Annotated in this window: 14 protein-coding genes; 6 read left to right on the top strand and 8 right to left on the bottom strand. The window is 72.6% G+C overall.

Annotated elements, in window-relative coordinates; genetic code table 11:
* Nucleotides 1-91 precede the first annotated feature (91 nt).
* Nucleotides 92-997, top strand: coding sequence for a glycosyltransferase family 2 protein (locus tag NDW01_RS34360; RefSeq protein WP_308211840.1), 906 nt, complete (start codon nt 92-94; stop codon nt 995-997).
* Here NDW01_RS34360 and NDW01_RS34355 read toward each other — a convergent pair.
* From NDW01_RS34355 to NDW01_RS34340, 4 genes are all read right to left on the bottom strand, one after another.
* Complete coding sequence (locus tag NDW01_RS34355) at nt 969-2606, bottom strand: LCP family protein (protein WP_252828509.1); 1638 nt, start codon at nt 2604-2606, stop codon at nt 969-971. The two genes, NDW01_RS34360 and NDW01_RS34355, sit on opposite strands and share 29 nt — an antisense overlap.
* A gap of 106 nt (nt 2607-2712) precedes the next feature.
* The gene (locus tag NDW01_RS34350; RefSeq protein ID WP_252828508.1) at nt 2713-3642 is read right to left on the bottom strand and encodes a DMT family transporter; all 930 of its coding nucleotides are present in this window, start codon (nt 3640-3642) and stop codon (nt 2713-2715) included.
* 139 nt (nt 3643-3781) lie between these two features.
* Entirely contained in the window at nt 3782-4720 is a 939-nt protein-coding gene (locus NDW01_RS34345) for an aldo/keto reductase (protein WP_252828507.1), read from the bottom strand.
* A 130-nt stretch (nt 4721-4850) separates the two neighbouring features.
* Entirely contained in the window at nt 4851-5600 is a 750-nt protein-coding gene (locus NDW01_RS34340) for a dienelactone hydrolase family protein (protein ID WP_252828506.1), read from the bottom strand.
* 223 nt (nt 5601-5823) lie between these two features.
* On the opposite strand from NDW01_RS34340, the gene NDW01_RS34335 reads away from it, so the two are divergent.
* From NDW01_RS34335 to NDW01_RS34325, 3 genes are all read left to right on the top strand, one after another.
* The gene (locus tag NDW01_RS34335) at nt 5824-6642 is read left to right on the top strand and encodes a helix-turn-helix transcriptional regulator (protein WP_252828505.1); all 819 of its coding nucleotides are present in this window, start codon (nt 5824-5826) and stop codon (nt 6640-6642) included.
* Between the two features lie 187 nt (nt 6643-6829).
* The gene (locus tag NDW01_RS34330) at nt 6830-8431 is read left to right on the top strand and encodes an adenylate/guanylate cyclase domain-containing protein (RefSeq protein ID WP_252828504.1); all 1602 of its coding nucleotides are present in this window, start codon (nt 6830-6832) and stop codon (nt 8429-8431) included.
* Between the two features lie 105 nt (nt 8432-8536).
* On the top strand, nt 8537-9340 hold the full coding sequence (locus NDW01_RS34325) for an HAD-IIA family hydrolase (protein WP_252783199.1): 804 nt from the start codon (nt 8537-8539) through the stop codon (nt 9338-9340).
* Here the strand turns inward: NDW01_RS34325 and NDW01_RS34320 are convergent.
* From NDW01_RS34320 to NDW01_RS34310, 3 genes are read right to left on the bottom strand one after another with little or no spacing between them, the layout of a single operon-like run.
* Entirely contained in the window at nt 9256-10086 is an 831-nt protein-coding gene (locus NDW01_RS34320) for an FAD:protein FMN transferase (RefSeq protein ID WP_252828503.1), read from the bottom strand. The two genes, NDW01_RS34325 and NDW01_RS34320, sit on opposite strands and share 85 nt — an antisense overlap.
* Nucleotides 10083-10592, bottom strand: a complete 510-nt coding sequence (locus NDW01_RS34315) for an FMN-binding protein (protein ID WP_252828502.1) — start codon at nt 10590-10592, stop codon at nt 10083-10085. Before NDW01_RS34315 ends, NDW01_RS34320 begins: the two co-directional genes overlap by 4 nt.
* Nucleotides 10593-10613: 21 nt before the next feature.
* Nucleotides 10614-11984, bottom strand: coding sequence for a ferredoxin reductase family protein (locus NDW01_RS34310; protein WP_252828501.1), 1371 nt, complete (start codon nt 11982-11984; stop codon nt 10614-10616).
* Nucleotides 11985-12171: 187 nt separating this feature from the next.
* On the opposite strand from NDW01_RS34310, the gene NDW01_RS34305 reads away from it, so the two are divergent.
* Nucleotides 12172-12927 carry a response regulator transcription factor gene (locus tag NDW01_RS34305; RefSeq protein ID WP_308211839.1) on the top strand — a complete coding sequence of 252 codons (756 nt, stop codon included), beginning with the start codon at nt 12172-12174 and terminating at the stop codon, nt 12925-12927.
* Nucleotides 12924-14468, top strand: a complete 1545-nt coding sequence (locus tag NDW01_RS34300) for a sensor histidine kinase (protein WP_252828500.1) — start codon at nt 12924-12926, stop codon at nt 14466-14468. Before NDW01_RS34305 ends, NDW01_RS34300 begins: the two co-directional genes overlap by 4 nt.
* Before the next feature lie 5 nt (nt 14469-14473).
* On the opposite strand, the gene NDW01_RS34295 is transcribed toward NDW01_RS34300, so the two are convergent.
* Nucleotides 14474-15331: a universal stress protein gene (locus tag NDW01_RS34295; RefSeq protein ID WP_252828499.1), complete on the bottom strand. Its 858-nt coding sequence runs from the start codon at nt 15329-15331 to the stop codon at nt 14474-14476.
* Nucleotides 15332-15406: the final 75 nt, after the last annotated feature.

Here is a 15406-nt window from a genome sequence, read left to right as displayed (position 1 = left end):
CGGGGTGGAGGGGGATGCGATGCGGCCACTGAGGCGGAATGCATCTTATGCTACTTTTGCCGACTTCATTGATGGCCCAACTCGGTGATAGGTGAGGTGTCAGCTGAAAGACGCCCAAATCGCCGCCGTGGTTGTCACGCACAACCGACGGGATCTGTTGACCGAGGCGTTGACCGCCCTCGAAAAGCAGACCCGCCCGCCCGACGGCATCGTGGTCGTCGACAACGCCTCGGCCGACGGGACCGCCCGCCTCGTCCGCGAACGCTTTCCGGGCGTCCGGCTGCTGACGCTTCCCCGCAACATCGGCGGCGCCGGCGGCTTCGCCACGGGAATGGCCCACGCCCTGGCCACCGGAGCGGACGCGCTCTGGCTGCTGGACGACGACACGGTGCCCGAGCCGGACGCGCTGGCCGCCCTCCTGGCGGCGCGCGACCGGGGGCGGGACGGCGGCGGGCGGCCACCCGCGCTCGTCGCCGGCCGCGTCGTCTGGACCGACGGCCGGGACCATCCGATGAACACCCCGCGGTCCCGGCCGTCGGCCGTGCCCGGCTGCGCCCGGATCCGCTCCGCGTCCTTCGTGTCCGTGCTCGTCGACGCCGAGGCCGTACGGGAGCGCGGGCTGCCGATCGCCGACTACTTCCTCTGGAACGACGACTTCGAGTTCACGCTGCGGCTGCTGCGCGGGCGCGCCGGCCTGCTCTGCCGGGACAGCGTTGCCGTGCACAGGACCGCCTCCCCCGACTTCGATCCGGGACGGCGGTTCTTCCACGAGGTGCGCAACAAGGTCTGGCTGTTCACCCGCAGCCGCTGCCTCGGCCCCGGCGAACGCCTGCTCTACGCCGGCGCGACGGCCCTCCGCTGGGCCCGTACGCTCGCGGGCTCCGCCGACCGGACGGCGCTCGTACGGGAGCTGGGCCGGGGACTGTGGGCGGGCCTGCGCTCCGGCCCCCGGCCCAACGACGCCGTCCTCACTGACACGGATTCTGAGCCCCGTTGATCTCCCCGTTCACCTTCGGGATGTCCGGGGCCTTCACCTGCACGCCCTCGGGGCCGACGACGAGGGACACGGTGCCCGGCGCGACCGTGTTGTCGGCGGCGATGACCACACCCGGCACGGCGACGGCCAGGGCGTCGGCGAAGCGCTCGGCGCCCGGCCCGTAGAGGATCCTGGTCTGCGGCTGCGCCGGGCCCTTCGCCGCCTTCACGTGGAAGCCCTGGCCCTTCAGGTCCTGAACGGCCTTCTTCGGCGCGTTGACCGCGGTGACCTTGACCTCGTCGGGCTTCGGCGCCACCGGCATGGACGGCTCCGGCTTCGGCGCGGGCAGGTCGTCGTCCTTGCGGATCGCGTCGAACAGCGGACCGGCCTGGGCCATGTCCCACTGCACCCGGTTGGGGTCCTTGGGGTAGGTCTGCGTCGGCACGGTGACGAACCGCACGGTGCCCGCGCTCATCCCCTTCAGGCTGGTCGCGAGCTTCCTCATCGCGGAGACGCTGAAGTCGTCGTCGGTCGAGATCGCCTTGGTCACGGCGTTCAGGAAGCGGTACGTGCGCGTCGGGTCGGTCAGCATGGCCTGGCTCGTGGCCTTCTTGACCACCGAGGCCATGAACTTCTGCTGCCGCTGGATGCGCTCCAGGTCCGAGCCGTCGCCGAGACCGTAGCGCGTACGGACGTACCCCAGCGCGTCGTTGCCCTTGACGACCTGGCGGCCGGCCTTCAGCGACAGGTTGGCGCGCGGGTCGTTCACCGCCTGCGGCACGCAGATCTCCACCCCGCCCAGCGCGTCGACCACCTTCTTGAACCCGGCGAAGTCGATCTTGACGTAGTGATCGATGTGGATGTCGGTGTCCGCCTCGATCATCTTCCAGGTGCAGGTCGCCCCGGCGTAGGCGAACGCGGCGTTCAGCATGCCGAAGAAGGCCGGCACCGTGCCGCCCTTCTTCTTCCGGCACTCCGGGACGTGGACCATGGAGTCACGGGGAAAGCTGATCGCCACCGCGCGGTCCCGGTTCGGCGACAGGTGCAGCAGGATCGTCGTGTCCGAGCGCTCACCGGCGATGTCCGGCGACCAGTACTCATGGTTCTCCCCGTCACGAGAGTCCGAGCCGAGCAGCAGGATGTTCATCGACTTGTTCAGCTTCGGCGGGCGGTTCGTGCCCAGCTGCCGCTGGTCGACATGCTCCTTCGTGATGTTGCCCTGCAGCTTCTCGTACAGGCCGAACGCCGTGCCGCCCGCCGCGACGAGCGCGAGCACCACCCCGACCGCGACCCAGCGCAGGACGCGCCGCCCACGGCGGCGCACGGGCTCCGGCGGAACCGGGGGCGCCTTCTCACCGGCCCCGTCGTCGCCGGCCCCGTCGTCGCCGCTCCCGTCTCCGGTGGCCCCCTCGGCGGCGGACCCTTCGCCGGATCCCCTATCGGCGGGGTCCCTGTCGGCGGTACCCGCCGACGCGGGCTCACCTCCACCGGCCTCGCCCGCCGGGCCAGGCTCGTCCTTCTCACCCCATCGCGTCTCCGCGGCAGGCGTCTCGTCCGCCGGGCCCTCGGAGTCCGGCGCCTTCGGCGACGCCTCCTCCGGCGTCACGTCGTCAGCGTCGTTGTCGGCCATTCCACCTCATCGATCCGTCACGCGCGGTGCCGCGCGAGTCCTGCCCCTTAGACGCACGCCGAAGTACATCAGATGACAAATACCGCTTTTGACCCTTTGCGTCAGGTCAGGCGCGCTCGCGGGCGGAGGGCACCAGCGCGGTGCCGGGACGCTCCTCCACCGCGTCGTGCCGCGGGAACAGCACCAGCGCCACCACCGCCAGGACGAACGCCGCGATCCGGAGGATGACCAGCAGGCGGTCGGACGGCCACGGCTCCTTGTACAGCAGTGCGCCGAGGATGACGAGCTGGGTCTTGGCGGTCACGGTGAGCACGGACACGACGATCGACATGCGGCAGCGCTGCAGGCCGATCTGCAGCTGGGCCAGGCCGAGCGCCGCCATCCCGACCGCGACGTACGGGTACGGCGTGCCGTAGGCCGCGGTCGCCAGCCCGTGCGCGTTGTAGACCGCGGCGACTCCCTTCAGCGCCAGTTCGGAGACGCCGAGGCTGACGCCGGACCCGATCCCGTAGGCGATGCCGGCCAGCGGCCGGGCATGCCGGCCGAACGTCCGGATGTCACCGCCGACCAGGACCGCCACGCCGACCAGGACGCCGGGGACGACGACGGCGGTCAGGGTGAGCGGTCCGGCCACGGCGCAGGTCAGCACCTCGTGCCGGCCGTTCGACGCGCCGACCATCGCGGTCGCCAGGCCGAACAGGCCGACGCTGGCCCACTCCCGGCCGGTCAGCCGCTCGCCGAAGAAGACGCCGGCGTAGAAGAGGATGAACAGGAGGCTCACGGCGAAGATCGGCTGGGCGAGGCTCAGCGGGAGCATCGTCAGCGCCTTGACCTGGGTGGCCACCCCGGCCAGCACGATGACCAGGCCGGACAGCCACAGCCAGTCCGTGTAGGTGTACTGCAGGAGGCGGAGCGGCCGGGTGCCGCGCAGTTCGGGCATGCGGCCCGCGGCGACGCGGAAGACGATGAAGCCCAGGTAGTAGATGAGGGTCGCCATCAGCGCCAGTACGGCGCCCCTGACGTCGGATCCACCCATGCACCGAGCCTCTCGTCCCGCTTCGTGACACGTGTTCCTCGCTCCAAGTGTCACGACTGTCGCGGATAGCGATCATCGCGTCAATAGCCATGTTCGCCGATATAGGTCGGTTCCGTACGGTGTTTCAGTCAATACCGTGTCATGTCCACGGCAAGGCGGCGCGGCGCCTCCAGTACTCCTCCGGCGGGGTCGCGAGCGCGTCCAGCGCGGCGAGGTCGTCGTCGCTCAGCGGGACGCGCGGGGCCGCGAGGTTGGACGCCAGTTGCGCGACGCTCACCGCCCCGGCCAGCACGGTGTCCGCCCAGGGCCGGGCGAGCACGGCGGCGAGCGCGACCGCGTCCGTCCCGGCCCCGTGCGCCGCCGCGATCTCGCGTACGGCCGCGGGCGGCTCGACCGCGAGCCGTCCGTTGGCCAGCCCCTCCTTCACGAGGACGTGAAGGCCGCGGGCGTGCGCCTCGGCGAGCGCGTCGCCCGCCGAGGGCTCCAGGACGTTCCAGGTCGACTGCACGGCCGCGAAGAGAGGCCGCCCGTCGACCTCGAGGTCGAGCGCGCGCCGTATCGTCTCGGCCTGGGCCGGGCCGGACGTGGAGAAGCCCACCCGTACGCCCTCCGCGGCGAGCCCGGCCAGGGCCCGCTGCAGGGCGGCGTCGCCGAACACCGGGCCGTCCGCCATCAGGGAGTGGATCTGATACACCGCGATGCGGTCGCCGAGCAGCTCCCGGCTCCGCGCCACCTGGTCCCGGAACCTCGCCAGGGAGTGCTCCTTGACCTCGTGCACGTCCGCGTCCAGGCGCCATTCGCCGACGTAGGCGTAGCCCCACTTGCTGGAGACGGTGACGTCGCGGTGCCCCCGGTCGTCCAGCCAGCCGGCCAGGAACTCCTCGGCCAGCCCGTACGAACGGGCGGCGTCGACCCAGCGGATCCCCTCGTCGTACGCCGCGTCCAGCACCCGCCAGGCGGCCGCCCTCATCGCCTCCACCGTCCGCTCGGCGGGCAGTGCGCCGTCCCGGCCGAGGTTGATGTACGCCGGTCGCCCCAGGGCGGCCAGCCCGAGCCCCATCCTCCCGATCACGGTCATGGGACCTACCGTCCCACGGGACCGTCCGTCCGCCGGAACCGGCCGCCTCCGGCGCGGAGGGCACGACCACGGCGACCCGCTCGGCCGACGACAGGGCCGAGGCCTGCGCCGAGGGCGACGGCGGGAAGGATCAGGACGTGCGGGCGTCGCCGTGCCGACGGGTGAAGTCGAGGATACGGTGCCAGGCGTCGGCGCAGGCCTCCGTCCATTCCGCGTATGCGGCATCGAAGAAGGAGTGCGGCGCTCCGGGGTAGACGTGCATCTCGTACTCCTTCCCGGCTTCGTCGAATCCCGCCGCGAGCGCGTCGAACTCCTCCTGCGTGGTGACGGCGTCATCACCGGCGAGCAGCATCAGCAGCGGTGCCGAGAGCTCGGCCGTCCGGTCGCCGAAGAAACGTGGCGGGCCGTAGAAGCCGACCGCTCCGGCGAGCCCGAGGCCGGCCGCGGCCAGCCGCCAGGAGGTCCCGCCGCCGAGGCAGAAACCGACGCTGAACACCGGACCGGCGTCCCACCGGCGGAGGGCCGCCACGGCCGCCGCCGCGTCGGTCTCCACGTGCGCGGGTTCCAGCCGCTCGAGGTGCGCCATTTCGTCGAACGAGTCGTCACGGGCTCCGGTACCGGCGCTGCGCCCGTAGTAGTCCATCACCAGAGTGTTGAACCCCGCCTCGGCGAACCGCCGAGCCAGGGCCTCGTAGAAGGGATGCAGGCCGCGGGTGTCGGGGAGCAGGAGCACACTGCGGCCGTTGGGGACGCCGGGAACCGCGCGGTAGGCCCGGAAGCGGTTCCCATCGGCCGCGGTCAGCTCCAGCGGGCCGTGCTCGGCGACCTCGCCGGTCACGACAGGGGCAGCGGGCGGCAGGGCGTCGACACTGTGACACATGGCAGGAATCTCCGTCTCTCGTCGGCTTCCGTCTCTCGTGGACTCGGGTCCCCGTCGGCCGGGGACGTCCCGCAGCCTGCCGCCGCTTCGTCCCGTCACCCAGTCCCCCGCTGTTACGGGTACTCGCAGGGCCACCCTGGGCGCACCACCTCCGCATGCGCGCCACCGCCACGGGCCCCGAGGGCCGGAGGCCGCCGTGACCGGGCCGGGCATACTGGCGGGCATGGAGGATCACCGGGAGCTGGGGAGGTTCCTGCGGACCCGCCGGGCCCGCGTCAGCCCGGAGAGCGCCGGACTGCGCGGTGGTGCCCGGCGCCGGGTACCCGGCCTGCGCCGGGAGGAGCTCGCCCAGCTCGCCGGGATCAGCGCGGAGTACTACCAGCGGCTCGAACAGGGCCGTGCCACCCGCCCCTCGGACGAGGTGCTCGACTCCCTGGCCGAGGTCCTCCGCCTCGACGCGGTGGAGCGCGAGCATCTGCGGGTCCTGGCCCGCCCGGCCCGGCGGCGGACCGGGCACGTCGCTCCGGTCGAGACCGTCCGGCCGGAGCTACGGCGCCTGCTGGATCTCATCAACGTGCCCGCCGTCGTCATCAACGACCGGTTCGACGTACTGGCCGGGAACCCGAGCGCGAAGCGGATCTTCGCCCTGGACACCTTCCCGGCGGCGCGCGGGAACCTGGCCCGGTTCCAGTTCCTGACTCCTGAGGGACGGGTGTTCTACGTGGAGTGGGAGCAGGTCGCCGCGGCGACGGTGGGCGAGCTCAGGGTCGTAGCCGGCCGGTACCCCGGCGACGCCGAGCTGTCGGCGCTGATCCGGGAGCTGCACTCCGGCAGCGACGACTTCCGCCGGTTGTGGGCGGGCGGTGACGTCGACGTGCGCACATACGGCGTCAAGAGGTTCCACCACGGAGTCCTCGGCACGCTGACGTTCTTCTTCGAGAACTTCGAACTCGCGGGCGACGCCCGGCAGCGGCTCATCACCTTCACGCCGGTCGGCGCGGGCGAGGCCGAGGTCGCGCCCTCGTCGCGGCCCGCGTCCTAAGGCCGAGGTCTCGCCTTCGTCGCGGCCGGCGCCCTGAGGCCGAGGCCCTCTCTCCCGGGCACCTCCCTGAAGCCGAAACCCGGTGTTCCGCGCTCGTCGGACGTGGGTCTGTGACCTCCGCGCGCGGGTTCTTCCGGCGATCGGTCACACTGGTCTTCCACAGATGCGCGGAGGAGGCAGTCGGGCGGTGGCCGCCAAAGCGGTGATGAACAAGGGGCTCCACGGGCGGCTGGACGGGCCGCCGGGTGCCTCACGTGCGATGCTCGAACGCCGCACGCGGTGGCTGCTCATCGTCGCCGTCGGCGGGGCGAACCTCGCCGGGGCGCTGTTCGTCCTGCTCTTCTCGACGTTCGTGATGCCGGACCCGCCGGGGATCGCCGACCCCTCGCACGTCCGGCTCGTCAACCTCCTGGTCTTCTGCGCCTACCTCGTGTTCGGCGCGCCGATCGGCGTCACCTGGGGACTGTGGCTGTTCCGGCCGGTGCGCACCTTCGCCCGTCACGAGCACGACCCGACCGAGAAGGAGCGGCGCGGCGTGCTGCGCGGCCCCCTGCGGCTGCTGGCGATGCAGGGCACGCTGTGGGGGCTGGGCGCGGTCGGCTGGGCCGTGATCGACGCGCCCTACTCCAGCCTGCTCGCCCTGAAGGTCGGCATGATCACGGCGCTCGGCGGCGTCACCACCTGCGCGATCGTGTACCTGCTCACCGAGCGCCTGCTGCGGCCCATCGCGGCGGTGGTGATGGCGGCCGGGCCCGCGCAGTACGACGCGTGGTTCGGCATCACGCCGCGCGCCATGCTCGCGTGGGCGCTCGGCAGCGCGGTCCCGGTCCTCGGATCCGTCGCCGCCGCGGTGGCCGCGCTGGTCGTCGACGGCATGTCCCTGACCCAGCTGGCCGTCACGATCCTCGTGCTCGGCGGCGTCGCCCTGCTCGTGGGGGCGCCGGTGACCTACATCGCCGCCCGCGCGATCGCCGACCCGGTCCGGTCCGTGCGGGAGGGGCTGGCGCGGGTGGAGCGCGGCGACCTGCAGGCGTCGGTCCCGGTCTATGACGCGAGCGAGCTGGGCCGGTTGCAGGCCGGGTTCAACCACATGGCGGCGGGGCTGCGGGAGAACGAACGGGTCCGGGACCTGTTCGGCCGGCACGTCGGGGAGGACGTCGCCCGGCACGCGCTCGAACATGGCGTCGTGCTGGGCGGTGAGCTGCGCGAGGCGGCCGTCTTCTTCGTCGATCTGCAGGGCTCGACGCACTTGGCCGCGACGCGGCCGCCCGGTGAGGTCGTCGCCCTGCTCAACGCGTACTTCGGCGTCGTCGTCGAGGTGGTGGCCCGGCACGGCGGGCTGATCAACAAGTTCCAGGGCGACGCCGCCCTGGCCGTCTTCGGCGTGCCCGAGCGGCTCGAGGACCCGGCGGGTCAGGCGCTGGCCGCCGCCCGTGAGCTGTCGCGCCGCCTGCGGGCGGAGCTCCCCCAGCTCATCGCCGGGATCGGGGTGTCGGCCGGGCAGGTCGTCGCCGGGCACATCGGCGCGGAGCAGCGCCTGGAGTACACCGTGATCGGGGACCCGGTCAACGAGGCCGCGCGGCTCAGCGACCTCGCCAAGAGCGCGCCGGACCGGCTGCTCGCCTCGGACACGGTCGTCGCGGCCGCCGGGCCGGGCGAGGCCGCGCACTGGCGGCTCGGCAGCGCCGTGACGCTGCGCGGCCGTACCAGCCGGACCCGGCTGGCCGCGCCGTTCCGGCGGCCGCCGCCCAGCGGCATCGACCGGGTGATCCATCGCCTCCGCCGCTGAGGAGAGCGCCATCCGGCGTCCGGCCACGTTCCCGACCGCCGATGTCTCACCTGCCGGAATGGCCCGGCTGGATAACGTCCATGGTCATGCGGGATATTTGGTCGCATGACTGAGCGCAAGCCGATCAACTGCTGGTTGACGGACATGGACGGCGTACTGGTGCACGAGGGGCAGCCCGTGCCCGGGGCCAAGGAGTTCCTCTCCCGGCTGAGGGAGGCCGGCAAGCGGTTCCTCGTGCTGACCAACAACTCGATCTACACGCCGAGGGACCTGCACGTCCGGCTCCGCGCGGCCGGGCTCGACATCCCCATCGAGTCGATCTACACCTCCGCGCTGGCCACCGCACAGTTCCTCAACAACCAGCGCCCCGGCGGCTCGGCGTACGTCCTGGGCGAGGCCGGCCTGACGACCGCCCTGCACGAGGTCGGGTACGTCCTGACCGATCTGGACCCCGACTACGTCGTCCTGGGCGAGACCCGGACGTACAGCTTCACCGCGATCACGACCGCGATCCGCCTGATCGACAAGGGCGCGCGGTTCATCGCCACCAACCCCGACCCCATCGGCCCGTCCAACGAGGGCTCGCTGCCGGCCACCGGCGCGGTCGCCGCGCTGATCACCAAGGCCACCGGGGTCGAGCCGTACTTCGTCGGCAAGCCGAACCCCCTGATGATGCGCAACGCGCTGAACACGGTGGGCGGTCACTCCGAGGAGACCGCGATGATCGGTGACCGCATGGACACCGACGTGGTGTCCGGCATGGAGGCCGGTCTGTACACGATCCTGGTGCTGACCGGGGTGACCTCCCGGGGCGAGATCGAGCGTTATCCCTTCCGCCCGCAGCGGGTGGCCGACTCGATCGCGGACCTGGTGGACATGGTCGACCTGCCGGACCTGGCCACGGGCTGAGGGGAGGCGTCGCCGCGCAGACCGGACGTGGCCCAGGTCCCTCCGTCGAGCTCGATGCCGTACGCCTCGTAGCCGGTCAGGTCCTCGATCCAGTCGCGGGCGGCGTCCCCCATGACGAAGGCCGCGGTCGCGTAGGCGTCGGCGAGGGTGACGCTCGGCCCGACGACCGTCACCGCGGCGAGGCCGTCCGCGGGCCGCCCGGTGCGCGGGTCGAGGATGTGCGCTCCGCGTTCGGCGGTCCCGGAGGTCGCCACGGCCATGTCGCGCCCGGCGACGACCGTCGCCACCGAGCCGGGGCTCAGGGGGTCGGCGATGCCCACCCGCCACGGGCGGCCCGGCTCGGGACCGCCGGACAGCTGGATGTCGCCGCCCCCGTTGACACTGTGGTTCGGCGCGCCGGCCGCGCGCAGCATGCTCCCGGCGCGTTCGATCGCCCAGCCCTTGACCACGCCGGACGGGTCGAGCGAGCCGTCGGCGTAGGCGCTGAAGCAGCCCTCGGTGGTCTCGGCGAGCCGGTCGCACAGGGCGAGGATCTCCGCCACCTCGGGCGCGCAGTCGACCACGTCCACCTCATCGCGTGCGAGCCGGCTGATGTCGCTGTCCGGGCGGTACGTCGAGAAGGTCGCGTCCACCCAGTGCAGCCAGGCGATCGCCTCGTCCAGCGCGCCGTCGCGCGGGTACGGCTCGCGCAGGTCGAAGGAGAAGATCGTTCCCATGCACGGCTCGGCGTGCCGCAGCGCCGTCACTTGCCGGCCTTGTCGAGCGCGCTCTGCAGCGACTGGATGTAGCCCTGGCTGGTGTAGGTGGCGCCGGAGACCGCGTCGATCTGCGCGCTCTGCGCCGACAGGGTCTCCTGGTAGAGCTGCGGCACGGCGAAGTTGTTGATCTCCAGGTCGCGGCGGTTGCCGCTCGGCAGCTGGAGCGCCTGGACCTTGGTGATCTTCCCGTCCTTCAGCGTGACCTGCACCTGGACGGGGCCCCAGCGCGTGTCGATGGTGCTCCCGGTGACGGTACGTGTCGTGGACTTCGACGTCCGGCCGCTGCCGCCTCCCGTCTTGGTCCCGCTCCCGGTGCCGGCGCTCGAGCCGCTGCTCTCGCTCGGCGCCGGGGCCGCCGCACCGCTGTCCGTACCCGAACCCGTGCCCAGCGTGGCTCCGGCGGAGGCGGTGCTCGGCGCCGAGTGCGTCTTGAAGGTCAACAGCAGGACCAGGCCGGCGACGGTCCCGACGATGGTGAGGATCGCCCTCTTCATGTGCTCTTATCCCCCTGGAACTCAGAACTCGAAGGACTCGTGGTGGATGCGGCGGCGCGGCACGCCCGCCTGCTGGAGGGCCGCCTTCGCGGCGTTCGCCATGCCGTCCGGGCCGCAGAGGTAGACGTCGTGGTCGCTCAGGTCCGGCAGGAGCCGCGTGAGGACCTGCGGGGACAGCGGGTCCGCGCCGAGGTTCCGGCGCGAGCCGACCAGGTAGTGCAGTGCCGCGCCGCGGACCTTCGCGATCTGGCGGAGCTCCTCCTGGAAGACCACGTCGGACCAGTCGGTGGCCCGGTAGATGAGCGTGAGGTCGCCGGGAGCGGCCGGGAGCGTCTCGAACAGCGCGCGGATCGGGGTGATGCCGACGCCGCCGCCCAGCAGCAGCACCTTCCGCCGCCGGCGCCGTCCCGAGGTGAAGGCGCCGTACGGGCCCTCGGCGAACACGCGCGTGCCGGGACGCAGCCGGGACAGCGCGCCGCTGTGCTCTCCGAAGGTCTTCACCGTGACGCGGAGCATGTCCGGCCGGGCCGGAGCCGACAGCGAGTACGGGTTCGAGGCCCACCACAGGTCACGGGTGAGGAACCGCCAGCGGAAGAACTGGCCCGGCTCGGCCCGCAGCTCGTCGAGGTGCCGGCCGCGGACCCACACCGAGACGACGCCGGGGCCCTCGCGGTACACCCCTTCGACGCGCATCCGATGCCGGAACGCCCGCCGGATCGGCACCGCGAACCGGAACCAGAGGAGGAGCACGCCGACGAAGATGTACAGCGCGGACCACAGGACGCGGGCGGGCAGGTTCGTCATGAAGTCGGCGCCGGTCGCGAACTGGTGGCTGAACGCCAGCGCGATCGCCAGGTAGGTGTAGAAGTGCAGGTAGTACCACGTCTCGTAGCGCATCCGGCGGCGCGCGGCGCGGGCGGAGACGACGCCCACGCCGACGAGGAGCAGGCCCGCGACGGTCGCCATCAGCACGTCCGGGTAGCTCAGCAGCAGCGTCTTGGTCTGGTGGATCGGGTCGGTGTGCGCGGTGACCGCGTATCCCCAGGTGATCAGGAGCGCGTGCGCCATGACGAGCCAGACCATGTACCGGCCGCCCATCGCGTGCCACCGGGCGAGCCGGTCCGTGCCGACCCCGCGCTCGAGCGCCGGGACCCGGGCCATGAGGCCGACGAGGACGACGGCCGCGAATCCGGCCAGCAGCCCGGTGATGCGTCCGGCGTTGGTGAGCCAGTCGCCGAAGCCGTGGATGGCCGGAGTGTCATGCCACCACAGCGCGATCACCGCGGCCGCTCCCAGGCCGATCGGGACCAGCACGTGCTCGGGCCGGGCGCGTACCGGCTGCCGGCCGGCCCCTGGCCTCCGCACCGCGGCCCGTTCGTCGAGAGTAGTCACAGGTTGTCCCCCCGTATGATTTGGGTCGTTCGGTCGACTACTTTCGGTCCCGAAGCTGAACGTTCCTTCTGAACGGCTTGTGCGCCCCCGCTGAGACCGCGCCGACCTGCGCGGATGAGGAACGCTCAGAGGGATTTCTCAGCGAACGTTCAGGGTGCCCAGAACTGCGGGAGCAGCGTAGGAGACGATGAGCGAACCCCGACCCCCCGATTCCCCGTCGGCCCGGCACCCGTTGATGACGCGACCCGACGGTTCGCCGGTACGCGTGCTCGTGGTCGACGACGAGACGAGCCTCGCCGAGGTCCTCGCCAGCGTCCTGCGCTTCGAGGGCTGGGAGGTCATGACGGCCGGCGCCGGCGCCGAGGCGGTGAAGGCGGGCCGGGACTTCCGGCCCGACGCCGTCCTGCTCGACGTGATGCTCCCCGACTTCGACGGCCTGGAGGTCATGCGGAGGCTGCGCGCCGACAACCCGGACGTCTGCGTCCTCTTCCTGACCGCACGCGACGCCGTCGAGGACCGCGTCGCGGGCATCACCGCCGGCGGCGACGACTACGTCACCAAGCCGTTCAGCCTGGAGGAGGTGCTGGCCCGCCTGCGGGGCCTGCTCCGGCGGTCCGGGCTGGCCCGTGCGCAGGGCGGTGAGGCGCTGGCGGTCGGCGACCTCACCCTCGACGAGGGCTCTCGCGAGGTGCGCCGGGGCGGTGACCTGATCGAGCTGACGGCCACGGAGTTCGAGCTGCTGCGCTACTTCATGCGCAACCCCCGCCGGGTGCTGTCCAAACCGCAGATCCTGGACCGCGTGTGGAACTACGACTTCGGCGGGCAGGCGCACGTCGTCGAGCTGTACGTCAGCTATCTGCGCAAGAAGATCGACGCCGGGCGCGAGCCGATGATCCACACCGTCCGCGGCGTCGGCTACGTCCTGCGGCCGCCCGCCTCATGACGGCCCCGACCGACCGCGCGGAACACGCCGTCCCGGCGAGCCGCCCCTCCCAGGGGCCCGCGGCCCGCCCGGGCCACCGGATCCGCCTGCTCCTGGGCCGGCTCCGGATCCGTACGCTGCGCGGCCGGCTCATCGTCGGGTCGCTCCTGTTGTTCACGCTCGCCTGCACGATCGTCGGCGTCGCCACGACCCTGTCCCTGCAGCGCTTCCTCATCGGCCGGCTCGACCAGCAGCTCCAGGACGCCAAGGGCCGGTACGCCATCGGCCTGGAACACGCCGTGGAGGACGAGCACTTCGACCGCGTCAAGGGCCAGGCGGTCGGCACGTTCGGCGCACGCCTGGCCGACGGCGAGGTGACGCAGTGCGGCGTCGTACGGGACCACGGCGGTCAGCTCGCCCTGCCCGCGGCGGACCGGGCGCGGCTGGAGGCGCTGTCCCCCGACGGCCGCCCGCGCACGGTCGAGCTGGAATCCCTCGGCAAGTACCGGCTCATGGCCAGCCACGGTGAGGACCGCGACATCCTGGTCACCGGGCTGCCGATGCACGGGGTCGACGAGACCGTGGGCCGGCTCGTCATGGTCGAGCTCACGGTGTTCATCGTCGTCCTCGCCGCGGGCGGGGTCGCCGGCGCCACGTTCGTACGGCTCGCCCTGCGCCCGCTGCGGCGCGTCGCCGCCACCGCGATCCACGTCTCCGAGCTGCCGCTGGCGAGCGGGGAGGTCGCGCTGCCCGCCCGGGTGCCGTACACCGAGCCGGGCACCGAGGTCGGGCAGGTCAGCACGGCCTTCAACCACATGCTGGAACACGTCGAGTCGGCGCTCGCGCAGCGGCAGGCCAGCGAGGACAGGCTGCGGCGGTTCATCGCCGACGCCAGCCACGAGCTGCGCACCCCCCTGGCGAGCATCCGCAGCCACGCCGAGGCGGCCCGCCGGGATCCCGGCGAGACCGGCCCGCGGGCCGACCACGCGCTGCGCCGGATCGAGGCGGAGTCGGCGCGGATGGGGCACCTGGTCGACGACCTGCTCCTGCTCGCGCGGCTCGACGCCGGGCGCCCGCTCGCCAACGAACCGGTGGACCTGACCCGCCTCGCGATCGACACCACCAGCGACGCGCGGGCCGCGGGCCCGGACCACCACTGGGCCCTCGACCTGCCGGAGGATCCGGTGACGGTGTACGGGGACGAGTTCCGGCTGCACCAGGTCATCGGGAACCTCTTGACCAACGCCCGCACCCACACCCCGCCGGGCACGAACGTCACGGTGCGCGTCGCCGCGGCCGATCGGGACGAGACGGTGCTGCTCGAGGTGGTCGACGACGGCCCCGGCGTCCCCGCCGACCTGCGCGACGACGTCTTCGAACGCTTCGTACGGGGCGACGGCTCGCGCTCGCGCAAGGCCGGCGGCAGCGGGCTGGGGCTGGCGATCGTGTCCGCCGTCGTCCACGCCCACGGCGGGTCCGCCACACTCGACAGCGGGCCGGGGCGAACGCACTTCCGGATCCGCCTGCCGATCGGATCGCCGGACGAGGAACCGCCGGGCTGAGGGTCTCAGGGGCGGGCGCGCACGACGGCGACCGGGCAGGCGGAGTGATGGATCACGCCGTGGCTCACCGAGCCGAGGTGCAGGCCGTAGCGGCCGCCGTAGTTCGAGCGGACGCCGACGACGAGCAGGTCCGCGCGGGCGGAGCGTTCGACGAGCTCGCCCACCGTGTGCCCCACGGCCGCCTGCTCGACGACCCTGACCTCGGGGTACCTGTCCCGCCAGGGCGCGAGCGCGCCGATCAGGAGCGTCGCGGCGGCCGCGGCCGCGTCGCGGATCGCCGCCGGGTACGACGTCGTGAGCGCGGCGGACGGGGCCGACGTGACGTGCACGGCCCTGACCCACGCGCCGCGAAGGCTCGCCGTCTCGAAGGCGTACTCCAGGGCGAGGGCGGACTCGCCGGACCGGTCGACTCCGACGACGACCTCACCGCGGGTCTCACCGGTCTCGCCCCGCACGATGATCACCGGTCCGGGAGCGTGCCCCGCGACCTTCAGCCCGGTCGACCCGAGCAACAGGGCCGCGAGGCCCCCGAGGCCACGGTTGCCGATCACGATCTCGTACGCGCCGAAGGCCGCCTGCCGGAGCGCCTCGGACGGACTCTCCTCGACGAGCCCGGTCGTGACCTCGACGCCCGGCCTGGTCTTCACGGCGAGGTCCGCGGCATCGGCGAGAACCCGGTCCGCGTCCTCGGCACGGGACTCGGCCAGGCCCGGGGCCGGGTGGAACGGCACGTCGTACGGCCAGCGTTCGACGGCGTGCAGCACGTGGAGCGGGCGCCCGGTCCGTCCCGCCTCCTCCGCCGCCCACTCGACCGCGAGGCCCGCGCGGGGGGAGCCGTCCGTTCCGACGACGATCGGCCTCATGGGATCTCCTCTACCGGCGCGGTACCCCGGCCGGCCCCGTTCACCGCGTGACCGTCGCGAGGTCTGTTCACGCCT

This window comes from Actinoallomurus soli (genome assembly GCF_024055715.1).
Lineage (GTDB): Bacteria > Actinomycetota > Actinomycetes > Streptosporangiales > Streptosporangiaceae > Actinoallomurus > Actinoallomurus soli.
Note: the sequence above shows the minus strand (reverse complement) of the source record. Positions and strands in the feature narration are given on the sequence as shown.